The sequence below is a fragment of the Crenobacter cavernae genome (assembly GCF_003355495.1).
In the GTDB taxonomy this organism is placed as follows: domain Bacteria; phylum Pseudomonadota; class Gammaproteobacteria; order Burkholderiales; family Chromobacteriaceae; genus Crenobacter; species Crenobacter cavernae.
In genome coordinates, this window is record NZ_CP031337.1 from 2,561,775 (window position 1) to 2,579,186 (window position 17,412).

Annotated in this window: 16 protein-coding genes and 1 pseudogene; 5 read left to right on the forward strand and 12 right to left on the reverse strand. The window is 61.5% G+C overall.

The window, feature by feature from the left end; all coding sequences use genetic code 11:
- Nucleotides 1-14 precede the first annotated feature (14 nt).
- The 4 genes and pseudogenes from DWG20_RS16155 to DWG20_RS12465 all read left to right on the forward strand — a co-directional run.
- Nucleotides 15-140 (forward strand): annotated as a pseudogene (locus DWG20_RS16155) (IS5/IS1182 family transposase); the annotation flags it as partial.
- A gap of 653 nt (nucleotides 141-793) precedes the next feature.
- Nucleotides 794-958, forward strand: a complete 165-nt coding sequence (locus DWG20_RS16160; protein WP_181880911.1) for a hypothetical protein — start codon at nucleotides 794-796, stop codon at nucleotides 956-958.
- Nucleotides 959-986: 28 nt separating this feature from the next.
- Nucleotides 987-1,280 (forward strand): transposase, encoded by a 294-nt coding sequence (locus tag DWG20_RS12460; protein ID WP_115434118.1) that lies wholly within the window; start codon nucleotides 987-989, stop codon nucleotides 1,278-1,280.
- Between the two features lie 20 nt (nucleotides 1,281-1,300).
- On the forward strand, nucleotides 1,301-2,143 hold the full coding sequence (locus DWG20_RS12465) for an IS3 family transposase (RefSeq protein WP_115434119.1): 843 nt from the start codon (nucleotides 1,301-1,303) through the stop codon (nucleotides 2,141-2,143).
- Here DWG20_RS12465 and DWG20_RS16005 read toward each other — a convergent pair.
- The 9 genes from DWG20_RS16005 to rluD all read right to left on the reverse strand — a co-directional run bounded on the left by DWG20_RS16005 (nucleotide 2,140) and on the right by rluD (nucleotide 12,808).
- Nucleotides 2,140-3,063 (reverse strand): hypothetical protein, encoded by a 924-nt coding sequence (locus DWG20_RS16005; protein WP_147289963.1) that lies wholly within the window; start codon nucleotides 3,061-3,063, stop codon nucleotides 2,140-2,142. The genes DWG20_RS12465 and DWG20_RS16005 overlap by 4 nt on opposite strands.
- 272 nt (nucleotides 3,064-3,335) lie before the next feature.
- Entirely contained in the window at nucleotides 3,336-4,472 is a 1,137-nt protein-coding gene (locus tag DWG20_RS12475; protein ID WP_115434121.1) for a nucleotidyltransferase family protein, read from the reverse strand.
- Nucleotide 4,473: 1 nt separating this feature from the next.
- Nucleotides 4,474-5,100, reverse strand: a complete 627-nt coding sequence (locus DWG20_RS12480) for a Cap15 family cyclic dinucleotide receptor domain-containing protein (protein WP_115434122.1) — start codon at nucleotides 5,098-5,100, stop codon at nucleotides 4,474-4,476.
- 333 nt (nucleotides 5,101-5,433) lie between these two features.
- Nucleotides 5,434-6,477: a ribonucleotide-diphosphate reductase subunit beta gene (locus tag DWG20_RS12485; RefSeq protein ID WP_115434805.1), complete on the reverse strand. Its 1,044-nt coding sequence runs from the start codon at nucleotides 6,475-6,477 to the stop codon at nucleotides 5,434-5,436.
- 84 nt (nucleotides 6,478-6,561) lie between these two features.
- The gene (locus DWG20_RS12490; RefSeq protein ID WP_115434123.1) at nucleotides 6,562-7,140 is read right to left on the reverse strand and encodes a hypothetical protein; all 579 of its coding nucleotides are present in this window, start codon (nucleotides 7,138-7,140) and stop codon (nucleotides 6,562-6,564) included.
- A gap of 115 nt (nucleotides 7,141-7,255) precedes the next feature.
- Nucleotides 7,256-7,450, reverse strand: coding sequence for a hypothetical protein (locus tag DWG20_RS12495; RefSeq protein ID WP_115434124.1), 195 nt, complete (start codon nucleotides 7,448-7,450; stop codon nucleotides 7,256-7,258).
- A 175-nt stretch (nucleotides 7,451-7,625) separates the two neighbouring features.
- Complete coding sequence (locus DWG20_RS12500; RefSeq protein ID WP_115434125.1) at nucleotides 7,626-10,475, reverse strand: ribonucleoside-diphosphate reductase subunit alpha; 2,850 nt, start codon at nucleotides 10,473-10,475, stop codon at nucleotides 7,626-7,628.
- Nucleotides 10,476-10,953: 478 nt separating this feature from the next.
- On the reverse strand, nucleotides 10,954-11,733 hold the full coding sequence (gene pgeF, locus DWG20_RS12505) for a peptidoglycan editing factor PgeF (RefSeq protein ID WP_115434806.1): 780 nt from the start codon (nucleotides 11,731-11,733) through the stop codon (nucleotides 10,954-10,956).
- A complete protein-coding gene (gene rluD / locus DWG20_RS12510) occupies nucleotides 11,708-12,808 on the reverse strand; it encodes a 23S rRNA pseudouridine(1911/1915/1917) synthase RluD (protein WP_115434126.1) in 1,101 nt (366 codons plus the stop codon). The genes pgeF and rluD overlap by 26 nt, the downstream gene beginning before the upstream one ends.
- Between rluD and DWG20_RS12515 the strand changes: the two genes are divergently transcribed.
- Entirely contained in the window at nucleotides 12,807-13,598 is a 792-nt protein-coding gene (locus DWG20_RS12515; RefSeq protein ID WP_115434127.1) for an outer membrane protein assembly factor BamD, read from the forward strand. The two genes, rluD and DWG20_RS12515, sit on opposite strands and share 2 nt — an antisense overlap.
- Before the next feature lie 87 nt (nucleotides 13,599-13,685).
- On the opposite strand, the gene pgaD is transcribed toward DWG20_RS12515, so the two are convergent.
- From pgaD to pgaB, 3 genes are read right to left on the reverse strand one after another with little or no spacing between them, the layout of a single operon-like run.
- Nucleotides 13,686-14,144 carry a poly-beta-1,6-N-acetyl-D-glucosamine biosynthesis protein PgaD gene (gene pgaD, locus DWG20_RS12520; RefSeq protein WP_115434128.1) on the reverse strand — a complete coding sequence of 153 codons (459 nt, stop codon included), beginning with the start codon at nucleotides 14,142-14,144 and terminating at the stop codon, nucleotides 13,686-13,688.
- Between the two features lie 15 nt (nucleotides 14,145-14,159).
- The gene (pgaC, locus tag DWG20_RS12525) at nucleotides 14,160-15,425 is read right to left on the reverse strand and encodes a poly-beta-1,6-N-acetyl-D-glucosamine synthase (protein ID WP_115434129.1); all 1,266 of its coding nucleotides are present in this window, start codon (nucleotides 15,423-15,425) and stop codon (nucleotides 14,160-14,162) included.
- Between the two features lie 2 nt (nucleotides 15,426-15,427).
- The gene (gene pgaB, locus DWG20_RS12530; RefSeq protein ID WP_115434130.1) at nucleotides 15,428-17,377 is read right to left on the reverse strand and encodes a poly-beta-1,6-N-acetyl-D-glucosamine N-deacetylase PgaB; all 1,950 of its coding nucleotides are present in this window, start codon (nucleotides 17,375-17,377) and stop codon (nucleotides 15,428-15,430) included.
- Between the last annotated feature and the right edge of the window lie 35 nt (nucleotides 17,378-17,412).

A 17,412-nucleotide genomic window follows, 5' to 3' on the forward strand; every position in this document is an offset into this window, starting at 1 on the left:
CCATGTTGCGCTTCAAGTTGCTGGGCGAACGACTGGCATCGCGCCAACCGGAGCGCCAGGTGGCCGAGGTGCATGTGCGCTGCGCGATTCTGAATACGTTCAACCGACTGGGCATGCCGGTGACGGTCACTCACGCCTGAAATCCGACTGGGGTAGGGGTAACTTGGCCCAAGCCCGACTTATGCAACAGCGCCGAATTTAGCTGCCGGAGTAATAGCTTCATCTGCAGGTGCTAGCAATAGTTTACAAACGTGCCCGTGCGACTTGGTCTCGTAGGTTGACGATGACAAATAGCTACTTCGAGCTTAAGCGACCGGTGCTAGCTCTGACTAACTAACCGATCCTTGGTCGAAGTGGTCGCTCATGACAAGGTGATACAATGACCGCTTGCTGTCGTGTGACATCCCACGCAACGCTATAGCTGCCATTACCCCACAAATGCAGATTATTGATCCGGCCCTTTGAAGCAATCAGTTCTGTACTCATCCGTGAGGCAGTGAGGGCGCGTGAGTGCCTCAAACTGTATGGCGCCGGAACAAAAGGCATAAGGCGACACCAATCAAAAACAGATCACAAGTGCTGAAAGAACATGCAGACCAATACGAATTTCCAACAGGTTCTCGATGAGCTAGCACTGCTCGGCGAGGAGGCGGCCCGCAAACCTTCCGATGACCCGCTGTACTAACAGTTCATCCAGCGATACCCCGCAGATCGACTGCCGCAGCTGAGTCTGGACGAATACTGCGTGGGCAAGGGGGATGGCGCGTCTTTCTGCTGGTGGCTGGAGCGCGGCTTGCAGCCGCTGCTGGGCCGCTACATGCCGGGCACTTCCCGGGGCCACATCCTCTATTTCAAAAAGGATGGCACGGTCTACAAGAACCGCGAGCTGAAGGACCTCAGTGATGCGCAAGCCTTGGACTACACTGGTCTGTCCCGGGCTCGGTGGACACTGACTTAAGGTGGATAATGTCCGCCAAGGAGTGTTCATGACCCAAACCCGTAGAAACTTCCCCGAATCCTTCAAGCGCGAGGCCGTCGAGCAGGTGCTGGCCGGCTCACCGCTGCGTCACGTCGCCCAAGCGCTCGGCCTATCCGAGAACCTGCTGGGCAAGTGGAAGCGTCAGTATCTGACCGGCGGTGCTGACGCCTTCCCCGGCAACGGTAAACAGCTCGGCGAGGCCGCCGAGCTCAAACGGCTGCGCGACGAACTGGCGCGTGTCACCATGGAGCGCGACGTACTAAAAAAGGCGCTCGCCATCTTCTCGCACCCCACGAAGTAAGGTTTCAGGTTATCGAAGCGTTGGCTGGGCGCTATCCGGTGGCGCTGATGTGCCGGCTGCTACGCGTCTCGCGCAGCGGCTATTATGCGTGGCGGCAACGCCCGCCCTCGGCGTGGGAGATGGCTAATCGCCGTTTGTTACGGGAGATTCGCCTGGTGTTTGCCGAGGTGAACGGCATTTACGGGCACCGACGGATTCATGCCGAACTGGTCGCGCAGGGCCTGGCCTGTGGGCGGCATCGAATTGCGCGACTGATGCGGGAAGGTGGCTTGCGGGTGCGTTCACGCAAGCGCTGGCGGCCGGTTTCAGACAGCAAGCATGTGCTGCCGGTGGCACCGAATCGGCTGGAGCGCCAGTTTGCCGCCCCCGGCGTGAATCAGCGTTGGGTATCGGATATGACCTATATCCGTACCGAGCAAGGCTGGCTGTACTTGGCAGTAGTACTGGATTTGCACTCACGGGCGGTAGTGGGCTGGGCGATGCATCACCGCATGCAGCAAGAGTTGGTGCAGGCGGCGCTGACGATGGCGGTCGCCTGTCGACAACCGCAAGGCGAAGTATTGCTGCATTCTGACCGGGGTAGCCAGTACTGCGCGTTCGACTACCAGGCCCTGCTCAGGCGACACGGCATCGTGCCGAGCCATTCCCGAGCGGGCAATTGTTGGGACAATGCGGCGATGGAAAGCTTCTTCCGTTCGCTGAAGGCGGAGCGGGTTTACCTGGCCCGCTACCGGAGCTACGACGAAGCCCGGCGAGATGTGTTCGACTACATCCGCTTTTACAACCACCAGCGTCGCCATTCGACGCTGGGCTATCTGAGTCCGATGGAATTCGAGCAGCGCCAAGCGCTGCTCAGTGCTTAACTAACTGTCCATTGTGTTCGGGACAGACCAATGATGCCGCTGCCACTCGCTGCCATCTGCAGTACCTTCCTGGCCCAGCGCGGATCATGAAGTGGCACTGGCTCGGCAAATTTTACGAGAAAGTCCACCGCTTCGTTCTCTGGATTCACGAGAACAAGGCGGCCGGTCCCTTTTGCTCCTTCGTACAGGAGAGAGGAGACGAGATTGAGGGCACCGAAAAGATCGGAATAGTTATATCTACGATCGATAGACAAACCTGGGGTATGAAGAAAATTTCTTGCGGCTACACGGACAATTTCCTCTGCGCTCCGCATCCCTCGCTGGAGAAAACGGCCCGGCTCCGGGTTCTGCATTTCTTCAGTTGCCTCCTGAAGCACCGCGTACATCGCCGCGTGCAATAGGCTGCGAAATCCGTAGCCGCGCTCCCGTATGCTCACGGGCCTTGGCGGCAAAGGAGGAAATTGGACAAAGGTGGCATTGGGAATCTGCACGACCGGGGTGACGTAGTAGTCTTCGATATATCGTGGCTCGCCGCAGAACGACGTGACACCATGATTCTTATCATAGGACTCAAACGTCTTGGCAACTGACGTTCGTACTGAGTCACGGCGCATCCATTCCGGCTTATCGCGCATGCTGGGCTCGTCGCCGAAAAAGACGTTCTGTAGATGATGACTCTCATAGGTGGACTCGATTGCGTCCAACAGGCCATCAAAGAGCGGTAAGGACCATTTCCCATCTTCCGGTTCTATGCATACCTGATTCCGGTTGTTGCTGCCGGGACGACGCGCACCGACAAGCAGGACATCGGCGTTCCCTGCTGCGCCAAGCTCCTTTAGAACATCTCTTGCGAGGTGCTGAACATGAAGTCGGTAGCTGTGCTGATATCCCCACATGAACAGATAAATCGATCGCCCCATCACATCGTAACCTTTACGTAGACTTGGTCAACACGAGGGGTCTGTTGCATCAAGCCCCAGTCTTTTGACAGCACAGGCCGGAGTTGTAGACTCATGGTATGAGCAAACCTTCCTGCCGGGATCATAAGCCGGAAGTGCCGACCGTTGTCAGGTAAGTCCACTTTATAGTTGACTATGTCGCGCGAATCAGTAACAACACCCACATATACTTCACGTAGCCTTCGCCGGGGCCGGCATGATCGTGCTAGCTGTTCCACGGGCCTTCAGTCGGCTCATCCAGGAATGTACGACCTGCGAAGAATATCTTTCACGCTGTCAGGTGTGGCTGTGACGAACGACGCAAAGCGTGCCTGTTCTCTGGCAACCTTCTCAGCTAAATCGTCGATCTCAAGCGACAACTGGATCAGTGCCTCAAATTTTTCGTCGGTATCGAACACACACCGAGTTCCATCCGGAACTTGTAACGTGGCCGCGTAATCCCTCCGGCGGGCAAGAAAGTCCAAATGCCGCTGTGTTTCCTCAAGGATGGCCAGCTCATGGGCCACGCTCACGTTGAGTGCATTGAGGTCTGCATGCCACATGGCTGAGGCGATGTCGAAGCTCGAAAGCTTGATCTTAGTGCCCTCGTCCTCTGCGTCGGCTTTGACGTTCTTGCATAGTCTAATAGCTTTCTTGAGGCCTCCGCCGGAACGCAAATCATGCGCGCCGATTCTCTCGATGTGTAGGAATGGGGTATTTAGCACCCTCTCAGGCGTTGTTTTATCGAGGATCTCAATGCCTCGGTCGGTTTCTCGTGCGCTCAACTGAAAAGCTGGCGTGTCAAACCAGTTCGACGGTACTACATCAACTGGCCGCCGAAGCGATCCTCCCGAAATTTTGATTGCTTTGGCGCCGGTCTTATCGACGTTTGTAGCTGGATACGCGTCGCTGAGGATCTCTTCGCAGTAGGTGCGTAGGTCTCCAAGGGCGATAAGTGTGTCGTAACTGACAGGATTACTGTAGTCACCACGCTGCGCGCGGATGCCCTCGGTTGCATAGCGGAAATAGCGATCCTCAATCACCAACAGATCGACGTCGCTGACGCCGCGGATATGGATGTCACACGGCACAGATCCCTGAAGACGGAACTCGGCACTCAACCCTTTCGACCTCAATCCACCCAGAATTTGCTTTCCTACCCGCTCGGCCTCCTCGATGCTGATACGGGTGTAATCAGGATCAACAGCTTGCATCGCACCAAGAACATATTCCGTGTGTCGAAGCCCGGGGGCTCGTTTGGAGTAAGCCTCCTCGACCAATCTCTTGATCAGAACGTCAACAGCGGCATCGGCCGACAAGACTGCGATCCGGTCTGTACCACGTCGACGCGAGTTGAGCGCTTTCAGTCGTTGATCAATATCGTGTGCCAATTCACTTCTCCCTCGAAAGCTTCATCGTGCCGAACGTGTAGCGGCCGTGTCCATTAAAGTACTCTCCGGTTGCGGTCTGCAAATTATCGTCGAATACCAGTTCGGCGGAGCCACGATGCGCCATCAGCTCACGTTCTCCAATCTTCGGCTCGTTTTTATAGTTGTATATAAGCCGGAAGCCATCAGCCTTGTCATAGACAAGTGCAGCCGCAATGCTGTTCGAAGCAGACTGCTTAGTCTTCAGGCGAACACGCAGCTTGTCCCAGCTCTGAACGATTGTAATTTCGCCTTCCCAAATATTGCCAAGTGTCTTGTCTTGGTTGATGGTCTGGCCAGCAACTCTCCAAGTCCCAGATAAGTCGGGCACCTTAAGAAGTTCGGCGATTTTCTTCCAGCGCCATATTCGAGTGTCGAATAACCAGTAGAGCACCATGTATATCAAGCCACCGGTAAGCGGCCAGAGGATGAGCGGCGGGAGAGGATCGGCCCAGCCTAGGCGGCGAGCGAAGTCAACGATCGAAAGGATGGTCGCTCCAAGTGTGGAGGCAACCAATGCCGACATGATACTCAAATAGCGACCGATGGCGGCCCTATTAAGTCCTCCAAGAACGGAATATTCGTGCTCCACGTAGTAAACTCCGAAGAATTAGATGTACTAATTACCACAAATAATCTTCGCCCCCATTTTGCAGATCGTTTGACTGTGACGTAAGCGAGGTAATGCGCGCTATGGATTGAATATCAGCAACGACTACTGTCTTCCTCCAACCATTTTGGCTGCGAACTGGGCGGTACAGTGCTTTTAGATGCCTGATTTTGAATGGCCAAGAATACAGCCTCACAACCAAAACCCCACGCTCGGGGTTTTGGTTGTGTTCTCAAAATTTCAAGTTTTGGCTTGCCAAGTTTTCAATCTTTGGCTACAAAATTTCAAACTTTCAGAGTTCTAACAAATGCCAAATCAATCCCAGCTCAACGCCCCACCAGTCTGGTACTCCGTCACCCGCGTCTCGAAGAAGTTCTTCTCTTTCTTCAGGTCGATCATCTCGCTCATCCACGGGAACGGATTGCTCACGCCAGGGAACAGCGGGTCGAGGCCGATCTGTTGCATGCGGCGGTTGGCGATGAAGCGCAGGTATTCCTTGAACATGTTGGCGTTCAGGCCCAGCACGCCGCGCGGCATGGTGTCTTCGGCGTACGCGTACTCGAGTTCGACCGCGTGCTTGAACAGATCGGTGATCTCGGTCTTGAATTCATCGGTCCACAGGCCCGGGTTTTCCAGCTTCACGGTGTTGATCAGGTCGATGCCGAAATTGCAGTGCATCGACTCGTCTCGCATGATGTACTGGTACTGCTCGGCGGCGCCGGTCATCTTGTTCTGGCGGCCGAGCGCGAGAATCTGCACGAAGCCGACGTAGAAGAACAGGCCTTCCATGATGCAGGCGAACACGATCAGCGATTTCAGCAGCTTCTGGTCGGATTCCGGCGTGCCGGTCGTAAAGTGGGGGTCGGTCAGCGTGTCGATGAACGGGATCAGGAATTCGTCCTTGTCGCGGATCGACTTGATCTCGTGGTAGGCGTTGAACACTTCGGACTCGTCGAGGCCGAGCGACTCGACGATGTACTGGTAGGCGTGCGTGTGGATCGCCTCGTCGAACGCCTGGCGCAGCAGGAACTGGCGGCATTCCGGCGCGGTGATCTGGCGGTAGGTGCCGAGCACGATGTTGTTGGCGGCGAGGCTGTCGGCGGTCACGAAGAAGCCGAGGTTGCGCTTCACGAGGCGCATTTCGTCTTCGGTCAGCTGGCCGGTCTTCCACTGTTCGATGTCGCGCTGCATGTTCACTTCCTGCGGCATCCAGTGGTTGGCGCACTGCGCCAGGTACTTTTCCCACGCCCATTTGTACTTGAACGGCACCAGCTGGTTGACGTCGGTCTGGCCGTTGATGATGCGCTTGTCGTTGGCGCTGACGCGGGCGGTGCCGTGTTCGTTCAGGCCGTTGCGCATTTGCGGGGGCGGGGTCGGGGAGACGATGTCGCTGTCGAAGTCGAGCATGGGCTTTCTTTCCTTATTTTGTTTTCCGGCCCTGGATCAACACCCCTTGCCTTCGGCAAGCGGGTGGATCAGGACGCGGTTCAAATCGTTTTGATCGATCTTCCAGACGCGGGCCATGTGGCCGAAGTCGCGCGTCTGGCTGTTTTTCAGTAGCAGTTCGGGCCGGTACGACAGGTCGACGCGGATTTCGCCGAGGTAGACTGTCTGGCCTGCTTCGACGCAGAAGTCGCGGTTGATCGGCAGTCGCACGCTGCGCGGCATGCGCGCGCCGAACAGGCCGACGCCGGAGTCGTCGACGGTGTAGCCGTACGCCTCGACGAAGCGGTAGCGCCCGGCAGGCAGCGTCAGGAGTTCGAGCCGGCCTTCGACCGGGCTCATGCCTTCCTGGCCGAACACGGTGTCGGTGTTGAGGCTGGCGTAGACGCTGCCTCTCACGCCGCCGCCCTGGTAGGCCGCCTGTACCCGGGTGCTGTCGGCTTCGAAGGCCAGCGCGGTCAGCGACACCACGGCGTAACCCTGGCCTGCCGGCGGGTCCAGCCGTCCATTCAGCTTGCCCGCCATGCCGGCGCAGCCGGCGAGGAAGGGCAGGGCCAGAACACTCATTCGCAGCCACATGATGAGGCTCCTTGGCGAGTCGTCCGATACGGAAACGGGCTGAGCCCAACCCGCTTGGGTATCGGGGCGAGGGCTCGGCCAACCTTTTATTAGAGCGGCAAGGTTGGCCGAGGTTTTATTGCAGCGCGTCCAGGATCTTGTCGGCGTAGACGTGCAGCCGGTCCAGGTGGGCGTCGAGCGAGGTGAAGCTGGTGGTGTGCTTGTTGGCCAGGTCCACTTCGATCAGCTTCAGCGCCGCTTCGACCGCGGCCTTCTTGCGCTGCGCTTCGGTCACGTCGGCATCGGCCGTGTAGAGAACAAATTCGCTCATGGTGGTCCTTTCCGTTGGCTGGAGGGGGCGTCGGGCCAGGCCGCACGCTCCCCCCTTTGCAGGGTTACTGGCAACTTTCACAGTGGCCTCTTGCGAGGCCTGGGTTTTCCCGCCAGACGCGGGAAAACCCACGGGGTTGTTGCGTTGCATCAACCGCCGACGGCGCCGTCGTACCTTACTGGCAAGACTCGCAATCGGGGTTGTCGATCGAGCAGAACTTGGCGTCGGTCGCCGGGGTGTTGTCCACCTCGGCGGCGGCCGCTTCGTAGCCTCCGGCCACCGGCACCGAGTTCAGCTCGCCGCCGCGGCCGGTCGATTTCTCGGCGTTGGAGGCGGCCAGCGTGCGCAGGTAGTAGGTGGTCTTCAGGCCCTTGACCCACGCGTGCTTGTACAGCTCGTCGAGTTTCTTGCCGCTGGCGCCAGCCAGGTACAGGTTCAGCGACTGCGCCTGGTCGATCCATTTCTGGCGGCGCGACGCGGCTTCGACCAGCCATTTCGGGTCGACTTCGAACGCGGTGGCGTAGATCTCGCGCAGGTCCTGCGGCGCGCGGTCGATGCGGCCGAGGCTGCCGTCGAAGTATTTCAGGTCGGCGACCATCACTTCGTCCCACAGCCCGCGTTCCTTCAGATCCTTCACCAGGTATTCGTTGGTGACGGTGAATTCGCCCGACAGGTTCGATTTGACGAACAGGTTCTGGTAGGTCGGCTCGATCGACGCGGACACGCCGATGATGTTGGCGATGGTCGCGGTCGGCGCGATGGCCAGGCAGTTGCTGTTGCGCATGCCATGTTCTTTCACGCGCTCACGCAGCAGGTTCCAGTCCATGCGCTCGGTGCGATCGACGTCGAGGTAACCGCCGCGCTCGGCCGCCAACAGGTTGTTGCTGTCGTGCGGCAGGATGCCGCGGTCCCACAGCGAACCCTTGTAGCTCGGGTAGCGGCCGCGCTCTTCGGCGAGCTCGGTCGACGCCCAGTACGCCCAGTAGGCGACGGTTTCCATCGACGAATCGGCGAACTCGACCGCCTCTTGCGACGCGTACGGCACGCGCTTGACGTGCAGGCAGTCCTGGAAGCCCATGATGCCCATGCCGACCGGACGGTGCTTCAGGTTGGAGTTGCGCGCCTTCTTGACCGGGTAGAAGTTGATGTCGATCACGTTATCGAGCATGCGCATCGCGATCTTCACGGTGCGCTTGACCTTCTCGCCGTCGAGCTCGCCGTCGGCGGTCATGTGGTTGACGAGGTTGACCGAGCCCAGGTTGCACACGGCGATCTCGTCGTCGTTGGTGTTCAGGGTGATCTCGGTGCACAGGTTGGAGCTGTGCACCACGCCCATGTGCTGCTGCGGGCTGCGGATGTTGCACGGGTCTTTGAAGGTGACCCACGGGTGACCGGTTTCGAACAGCATGGTCAGCATCTTGCGCCATAGGCTCAGCGCCGGAATCTTCTTGGCCACTTTCAGCTCGCCGCGGGCGGCTTTGGCTTCGTATTCGTTGTAACGCTTCTCGAAGGCCCGGCCGAACAGGTCGTGCAGGTCCGGGCACTCGGACGGGCTGAACAGGGTCCAGTCGGCGCCATCCATCACGCGCTTCATGAACAGGTCCGGAATCCAGTTGGCGGTGTTCATGTCGTGGGTGCGGCGGCGGTCGTCACCGGTGTTCTTGCGCAGTTCGAGGAATTCCTCGATGTCGGCGTGCCAGGTTTCCAGGTAGGCGCACACCGCGCCCTTGCGCTTGCCGCCCTGGTTCACCGCCACGGCGGTGTCGTTGACCACTTTCAGGAACGGCACCACGCCTTGCGATTTGCCGTTGGTGCCCTTGATGTGCGAGCCCATCGCGCGCACCGGGGTCCAGTCGTTGCCGAGGCCGCCGGCGAATTTCGACAGCAGCGCGTTTTCCTTGATGCCTTCGTAGATGCCATCGAGGTCGTCGGCGATCGTCGTCAGGTAGCAGCTCGACAGCTGCGAGCGGCGGGTGCCCGAGTTGAACAGCGTCGGCGTCGACGACATGAAGTCGAAGGTCGACAGCACGTTGTAGAACTCGATCGCGCGTTCTTCGCGGTGCACTTCGTTCAGCGCGAGGCCCATCGCGACGCGCATGTAGAACGCCTGCGGCATCTCGATGCGGGTGCCGTCGATGTGCAGGAAGTAGCGGTCGAACAGTGTCTGCAGGCCGAGGTAGCCGAATTGCAGGTCGCGGCTGGCGTCGAGCGCGGCGCCGAGCTTCTTCAGGTCGTACTCGGCGAGGCGCTCGTCGAGCAGTTCGGCCTTGATGCCGTTCTTGATGAAGTCGGGGAAGTAGAGCGCGTACTGGGTCGCCATTTCCTGCTGGCTGATGGTCTCGCCGAGGATCTCGAGGCGGATGTTTTCCAGCAGCAGGCGGGCGGTGACGTAGTTGTACGCCGGGTCCTTCTCGATCAGTGCGCGCGCGGCGAGGATCGACGACTTGTTGACCTCTTCTTCCGACACGCCGTCGTACAGGTTCTTCAGCGTTTCGGTCAGGATGGCGTCCGGTTCGGTCTCGGCCAAGCCCTGGCAGGCGAACACGATGGTCTCGCGCAGCTTCGCGATGTCCAGAACGCGGCGGCTGCCGTTCTTGCGCACGACGTTGATGGTGATCTGCGTCAGCGCTTCGCCGCGCGCGGCGCGTTCCTGCGCGCGTTGTTCGCGGTACAGCACGTAGGCGCGGGCGACGTCGTGCTCGCCGGCGCGCATCAGCGACAACTCGACCTGGTCCTGGATGTCTTCGATGTGGATCGCGCCGCCTTCCGGCTTGCGGCGGATCAACGCGGACAGCACGGCTTCGGTCAGCGCGGCGACTTTCTCGCGGATGCTGGCCGAGCTGGCGCCCTGGGTGCCGACCACGGCGAGGAAGGCCTTGGTGACGGCGATGGAGATTTTGACCGGTTCGAACGGCACGACGGCGCCATTGCGACGAATGGTCTTGTACTGGCTGTAGTCGGCTTGCGGTGCCGCCTCGCGACCCAGCTCGGCGGCGGTGTGCCCTTCAGAAGTGGTCAATTGCATTGTGATGTGCCTCGGCAGGTGAATTTGATCGTGCTCTTCCGCCCTCGGGGGCGGTCAGCCCGGCCTGGTGTGGCGGGCTGTGGAAAACTGTGTGCACAAGCTGTGGGTGATGTGTTGATAAACACAATATATACGGCTTGATGCGCTGACGGACCCAAATTCTAGTGGTCTGAGGGGGTCTCAACAAGTCTTGACAGGGCGCCGTAATGGGGCAAATCCAGACGGGACAAGGCTTTGCGCGTGATTGAATTTTTTGTGATGTCCTTAGGCATGTTTGCCACAGTCGCCGGCGGGGCCAGATATGACAAGGGTCTTGCCGGGCGGGCGGTTTTTCGACGGCCCGGCGCTTCATCAACGCGTCTCGTCACTGTGGTTAGAGTGCCACCGCAGCAGAGCGGGGTTGGCCGAGCTTTGGGGCATGTGTCGGCGCACGAAAAAGCCGCCCCTGAGGGCGGCTTTTGCAGGGCCGGTGCCGAGTCTAGGGCTTGAGCCAGATGCAGCTCGCCATGCGGCCGGTGGTCTTGTCACGCCGGTACGAGAAGAAGCGGTCGCGGTCGATCACGGTGCAGGCGTCGCCGCCGGACACCTGAGTTACGCCGAGCGCGGCGAGGCGCAGGCGGGCCAGCGCGTAGATGTCGGCCAGGTATTTGCCGTCGTCGATCGCGCTGAACGCGGCGTCGGCGGCTGCGTCGTGCGCGAGGAAGGCGTCGCGGACCTCGCCTCCGACCTCGAACGCGTCCGGGCTGATCGCCGGGCCGAGGTAGGCGGCGAGCCTGTCACCCGGCACCGCCATCGCGCTGACCGTCGCCTCGATCACGCCGCCGACCAGACCTCGCCAGCCGGCGTGCGCCGCGCCGACCACGGTGCCGTCGACGTCGGCCAGCAGCACCGGCAGGCAGTCGGCAGTCATGATCGCGCAGACGATGCCGGGCGTGCGGCTGACGCTGGCGTCGGCGTCCGGGACCGCTCGGCCAACCTTGTCGGCGTCGACCACGACGACGCCGTGCACCTGGTTCAGCCACACCGGTTCGTGCGGTAGCGCCAAAGCGAGCCGGCGACGGTTCTCCGCTACCGCGGCCGGGTCGTCGCCGACATGCTGGCCGAGGTTGAGGCTGTCGTACGGCGCGGCGCTGACGCCGCCCTTGCGGGTGCTGATCAGCGCGCCGACGTTTGCGGGCGCCGGCCAGCAGGGCGTGAAGCCGAGTGCACCGTCGTCTTGTGCCGGCGTTCCGTTAGCGGACGTAATGAACTTCGACATCGAAATCATCGTCATCCCAATCCTCGTCGTCGTCCTGCTCGGCCCAGACCGGCCGGGCCGTGGTGTGGCCGCCGGCCATGCCCGCGTCGTCGCGCAGGATGGCCAAGAGGTGCTTGATGTCGGGCGGCAGCTTCGAGGTCCAGGTCATCGTCTCGCCGGTGGCCGGGTGAACGACCGACAGCGAGAACGCGTGCAGCGCCTGGCGGCCGATTCCCTTGACCGCGGCGGTGACGGCTTCGCTCGCCGGGTGGCGCGGGTTGCCGTAGACCGGGTCGCCGGCGAGCGGGTGGCCGGCCTTCTTCATGTGCACGCGGATCTGGTGGGTGCGGCCGGTCTCCAGCTTGCACTCGACATACGAGTGGCTCGCGTACTTTTCGAGTACGCGCAGGTGCGTCACCGCCGGCTTGCCGCCGAAGTTGACCACCGCCATCCGTAGCCGGTTGTGCGGGTCGCGGCCGATCGGCTCGTTGATGACGCCGTCGAACGGCACGACGCCGTCGGCGACCGCGCGGTAGATGCGCGACACGGTACGCGCCTGCATCTGGCGCACGAGGTCGGTCTGCGCAAGCAGCGACTTGGCGACGACCATCAGGCCGCTGGTTTCCTTGTCGAGCCGGTGCACGATGCCGGCGCGCGGCACCGACGCGAGCGCCGGGCAGTAGTGCAGCAGGCCGTTGAGCAGCGTGCCCGACCAGTTGCCGGCCGCCGGGTGGACGACGAGGCCGGCCGGCTTGTCGATCACCAGCAGGTGCTCGTCCTCGTAGACGACGGCCAGGTCCATGGGCTCGGGCTCGAAGGCCATTTCTTCGGGCGAGAGAGGGATGGTGACGTAGAGCTTTTCTCCGCCGAGCATCTTGGTCTTGGGCGCGTCCTGGACGGCGCCGTCGATCTTCACGTGGCCGTCTTTCACCCATTGGGCAAGGCGGCTGCGCGAATACTCGGGCATCAGTGCGGCGAGCGCGGCGTCGAGCCGGCTGCCTGCGAGGTTCAGCGGGACGGCCAGGTGGCGCGTCTCGGATGTTTCGTTTTCCGACAGATCGTTATAATCTTCGGAATCTGCGTAAGGATCGCTCATGAAGAAAATTGTTGCTGCAACGTTGCTGGCGTTGGGCTTGGCCGCCTGCGCGACCACAGAGCCCAAAGATGAAACCCAGGGTTGGACGGTGGACAAGCTGTACAGCGAGGCCCGGGATGAACTCAATAGTGGCAATTATACGCGCGCCATCAAGCTATACGAAACGCTGGAAGCGCGTTTCCCCTACGGGCGCTACGCGCAGCAGGCCCAGTTGGACCTCGCCTACACCCATTACAAGGACGGCGAGCCCGAACAGGCGATCGCAGCGGCCGACCGTTTCATCAAGCTGCACCCTTCGCATGCGAACATCGACTACATCTATTACCTGAAGGGTTTGGTCTACTACAACGACGACTCGACGGTACTGTCCAAGTGGGCCGGACAGGATCTGTCGGAGCGCGACCCGAAGTCGACCCGCGAGGCTTTCCTTGCGTTTCGCGAACTGGCGACCCGCTTCCCTGACAGCCAGTACGCACCGGACGCCCGCGACAAGATGGTCAAGCTGGTGAACGCGCTCGGCGGTCACGAAATGCACGTCGCTCGCTACTACATGAAGCGCGGCGCCTACCTCGCGGCGGCGAACCGTGCGCAGAACGTGGTGAAGGAGTACGCAAATACGCCGTACGTCGAAGAGGCGCTGGCGCTGATGGTCTCCGCTTACGACTCGCTCGGCATGCAGCAATTGGGCGGCGACTCCAAGCGCGTGCTGGCGCTCAACTACCCGGGCAGCGCTTATCTGAAAAAGCCGTGGACGGTCCATGAAATGCCGTGGTGGAAGTTCTGGAAGTAACGCTTTGCCATTAAACGAACCGGGCCGCATGAAGCGGCCCTGTTTTTTTGCCCGACGCTTGCCGCCGGGCGGGGTCTCTAGGCGGGACTAGCCGTGGCGCACGGTCTGCGTGGCGATCTGGACGATGCGGCCTTCGGCGTCGTGGTGCACGACGACCACCGACGCGTCGCGGCCGGTCTCGATTTCGCCGGCGTTGGCGCCGAAGTGCTGGGCGTAGTCGAAGAGCGGTACCGTGCGGCCTTGCTGCAGTGCGCAGCCCAGGCCCTGTCGCTGGCTCAGGCGCGCCCATAATGCCAGCGCGCAGGCGGCGGCGAACAGCGTCAACAGGTACATCGAGAACGTCTGCGGACCGCGGAGCCACACCGGCTGCGCGATCATCTGCTGGTAGAACGCGCGGAAGCCCGACAGCCAGGCCAAGAGGCTCAGCGCCGGCAGCCACAGATAGAACCACAGCATCCACAGCATCGCGGTCAGCGTGCTCGACAACATGCGCTGCGGCAGATTCAGTTGGTGACGGGCGTCGATAATCAGGGTTTGAGTGCTCATTGTCAGGTCTTTTTCTTATGCTCTAATGCCACGGTCGGGACTGATCCAGCGCGCGCGTTGCCCGCGTTGGCGGAACACGGCCTTGGGGAAGGCGGCGATGGTGGTGGCGGTGTTGATGACCCAGAAAACCAGCGGGTACCAGATCATCCAGTAATAATTGCGGCCGAGGCCCTGGTCGTAGCGGCTGTCCAGCCACTTCGACAGCGCGAACTGCAACAGGCAGGTGGCGCCGAGCAGTACGCCGTTCCATTCGGGCACGATCGGCGAATCGACCATAGGCAGCCAGCCGACGGGCACGATGAAGTCGAGGATCCAGACCACCAGCAGCATCAGCATGGTGTACGACCACACGACGCTCAGGCTGTATTCGATGTACAGCGGCCACAGGCTCGCCAGACGAGGTTGGCCGAGGATGTCGGCGTTCTTCAAGAGCACCTGCGCGCCGCCTTGCGCCCAGCGCAGCCGCTGCTTCCACAGGCCCTTGACCGTTTCGGGCATCAGGATCCATACCAGCGCGTTCGGCTCGAAGCGGATCTCCCATTCGCGGCGCTGCAGCTTCCACGAGATGTCGATGTCTTCGGTCATCATGTCGCTGCTCCAGTAGCCGACATCGTGCATCGCGCTCTTGCGGAACGCGGTGATCACGCCGGAGACGGTGAACAGGCGGCCGTAGCTCATCTGTGCGCGCTTGATCATGCCGACGATGGACGAGAACTCGCCGACCTGCACGCGGCCGAGCAGCGTCGAGCGGTTGCGGATGCGCGGGTTGCCGGTGACCGCGGCGACCTTCGGGTGCTCGATGAAGTGGCGGACCATCCAGTCGGCGGCGTGCGGGTCCAAGAGTGCGTCGCCGTCGATGCACAGCAGGATTTCATGACGGGCGAGCAGGCTGCCGCTGGTCAGCGCGACCGCCTTGCCCTGGTTCTGCGCGAGGTGCACCACCTTCAGCTTCGGGTGTTGCGCGGCGAGGCGGTCGAGCACGGCGCCGGTGTTGTCGCGGCTGCCGTCGTTAATCGCGATGACCTCGAACTCGGGGTAGTCGAGCTTCAGCGCCTGCATGACCGTTTCTTCGGCGTTGTCGCCCTCGTTGTAGCAGGGGATCAGCACGCTGACCGGCGGGTAGGACGCGAGCAGCGGCGGACGGTTGAACGGCGGGTCGTGGCGCTCGCGGTTGTAGAAGTACAGCGCGGCGCCCAGCATCCACAGGTAGGACATCAGGAGCGGGTAGTAGAAAACATACCCGAGCAGGAAGTCCCAGATCGTCGTAAACAGGGTCAACATGGTTATGGTTGCGTCATCGCCGAGAACGCGCCCTTGAGTACCGCCGGCTTGGGGTGGTCCTTGAAGGGGTTGTCCGGGTAATAGCCGACGTGGCGTGCGCCCCAGCGGTAAAGGTTGCGGATGGTGTCTGCCATCTCCTCGCTCGGCACCGGCTGGTTGTTGCGCCAGTCGGTCGCCTGCAGCTCGAACACGGTCTTGTCTAGCGCACCCGGGCGTTCGGCGACGTTGTCGAAGAGGTCGCGCATGAACTTAGCCGGGTCGGCGGCGTTTTCCATGTACGGCATCGCCATGATCGCGGTGTAGTCGTAGTTGGCGAGCGAGTTGTCGAGCGACTGGGCATACCACACTTCGGAGCGCGGGTTCAGGACCACGCTCGCGTACAGGTTGCGAGCGGTCTTGAGTGCCGGGTGGGTGCGGCGCACGACGTCGGACAGCTCCTTGGCGAAGTTGTCGAGTTCGTTGATCTTGAGGATGGTCCAGCGGCCGAGCAAGTCGTCGTCGTTGCGGATCGCCTCGATGTCGCCCGGCAGGCCCCAGCGGCGGTAGGCGGCGAGCGCCTCGGGGCTCGCGTCCTCATAGTCGGACAGCGTGACGTCGTCGTGGAACAGCAGGCCTTCGAACTGTGCCGAGCGGCCGAGGTCTTCGTAGATCTCGCGGATCACCTTACGAGCGCGCGGCGAGAACGGCGACAGGCGCGGGTAGCCCATCGACACGTGGCCGGTTGCGGCGTGCGGTCGGGTGACGACCACGTCCTTGGCGGCCGGGTCGTTCTTCGGCAGTTCGAACGCGAGCATCGGCATCCACGCGTAGACGGCCTTGACCGGGGTGCGGGTCTTGATCTGCCACGACACGCGGTTGAACAGGTCGGCCCGCAGCGGCAGGTGGCGGTTAGGGAAGTAGGCCTCGTCGGCGGCGCCGTTACCGTCGGGATCGGAGAAGGCCTGCAGGTAGACGGTGTTCACGCCCATCGCGCTGATGCGGTCGAGCAAGAGGCCGATATTGCGTTCGGTCTGGGCCGGGTCCTTGTCGAACAGGTAGTCGATGTCGACGTGCATGATCTTGCCCGGGCGTTCGCTCACCGGCTTCAAGCTCTCGCGCACCTTCAGCTCGCGCGCGAGGTCGGCCAGGCTGGTGGTGTTCTCCATCAGCAGGCGGCGCAGCTTCCACAGCGGCGTGTTGAGCGTGTTTGGGCCGTCGTCGAGGGTGAAGGTGATCGGCATGCCCTGGCGTGCGGCCGCTTCCGCCACGTCACGGTTGTAGCTACCGTAAGGCCAGACCATTACGCGCGGTTTCTGGCCGCTCATGCGGTGCAAGAAGTCGCTGTTGCGCTTGAGGTCGGCCTCGACGCGGCGGATCTGCTCGGCGGGCGTCTCGTAGTGGCCGTTCTTGTACAGGCGGGCGGTGGCGGCCGGCTGGCTGTTGCCTTGCGGGTTGGCGGGGACGCCCTCATGCAGGGTGTGGGTATGGCTGGCGACCTCGACGAGGCCGCTGGCGCGCATTTCGCGGATTTCCTGCCATGAGAGGAACACGTCGCGCGAAACTTTCTTGTCGCCGTACGCGACCAGGCCGCTGGCCGGCTCGAGCCAGCTGCCCACCAGCGCGAGCACCGCCGGCGCGTTGAACATTTTCAGGATCGGGTAGGCCTGGGTGTAGAAGTTCTTGTAGCCGTCGTCGAAAGTGATCAGGACAGCCTTGTCCGGCAGCGGCTTCTTGCCGGCACGGTCGGCCAGCACGTCGTCGACGCTGACGAAGCGGTAGCCGTTGTTCTTCAGCCAGTCGAGCTGGCGCACGAAATTGGTCGGGGTGACGGCGTAGCCGGGGATCTGCGCTTCGCTCTTGTTGGCGATTTCATGGTAGTTCAGGATCTGCAGGCGCGGGGAGTCCGCCGCGCGCACGAGGGGCGCGGCCATCAACATCAGGAGGCTCAGCAGTAGGGCCAGAATGCGGTGCATGTTGTCTTGACGAAGTCGGTTGGGTTTTGGGGCCA

Coding starts and splice junctions, on each gene's coding strand:
- pgaB (WP_115434130.1), bottom strand. CDS start 17,377: ATGCACCGCATTCTGGCCCTACTGCTGAGCCTCCTGATGTTGATGGCC.
- pgeF (WP_115434806.1), bottom strand. CDS start 11,733: ATGTCGAAGTTCATTACGTCCGCTAACGGAACGCCGGCACAAGACGAC.
- DWG20_RS12490 (WP_115434123.1), bottom strand. CDS start 7,140: ATGTGGCTGCGAATGAGTGTTCTGGCCCTGCCCTTCCTCGCCGGCTGC.
- DWG20_RS12495 (WP_115434124.1), bottom strand. CDS start 7,450: ATGAGCGAATTTGTTCTCTACACGGCCGATGCCGACGTGACCGAAGCG.
- DWG20_RS12500 (WP_115434125.1), bottom strand. CDS start 10,475: ATGCAATTGACCACTTCTGAAGGGCACACCGCCGCCGAGCTGGGTCGC.
- pgaD (WP_115434128.1), bottom strand. CDS start 14,144: ATGAGCACTCAAACCCTGATTATCGACGCCCGTCACCAACTGAATCTG.
- pgaC (WP_115434129.1), bottom strand. CDS start 15,425: ATGTTGACCCTGTTTACGACGATCTGGGACTTCCTGCTCGGGTATGTT.
- DWG20_RS12460 (WP_115434118.1), top strand. CDS start 987: ATGACCCAAACCCGTAGAAACTTCCCCGAATCCTTCAAGCGCGAGGCC.
- DWG20_RS12485 (WP_115434805.1), bottom strand. CDS start 6,477: ATGCGCAACGGCCTGAACGAACACGGCACCGCCCGCGTCAGCGCCAAC.
- rluD (WP_115434126.1), bottom strand. CDS start 12,808: ATGAGCGATCCTTACGCAGATTCCGAAGATTATAACGATCTGTCGGAA.
- DWG20_RS12515 (WP_115434127.1), top strand. CDS start 12,807: ATGAAGAAAATTGTTGCTGCAACGTTGCTGGCGTTGGGCTTGGCCGCC.
- DWG20_RS16005 (WP_147289963.1), bottom strand. CDS start 3,063: ATGGGGCGATCGATTTATCTGTTCATGTGGGGATATCAGCACAGCTAC.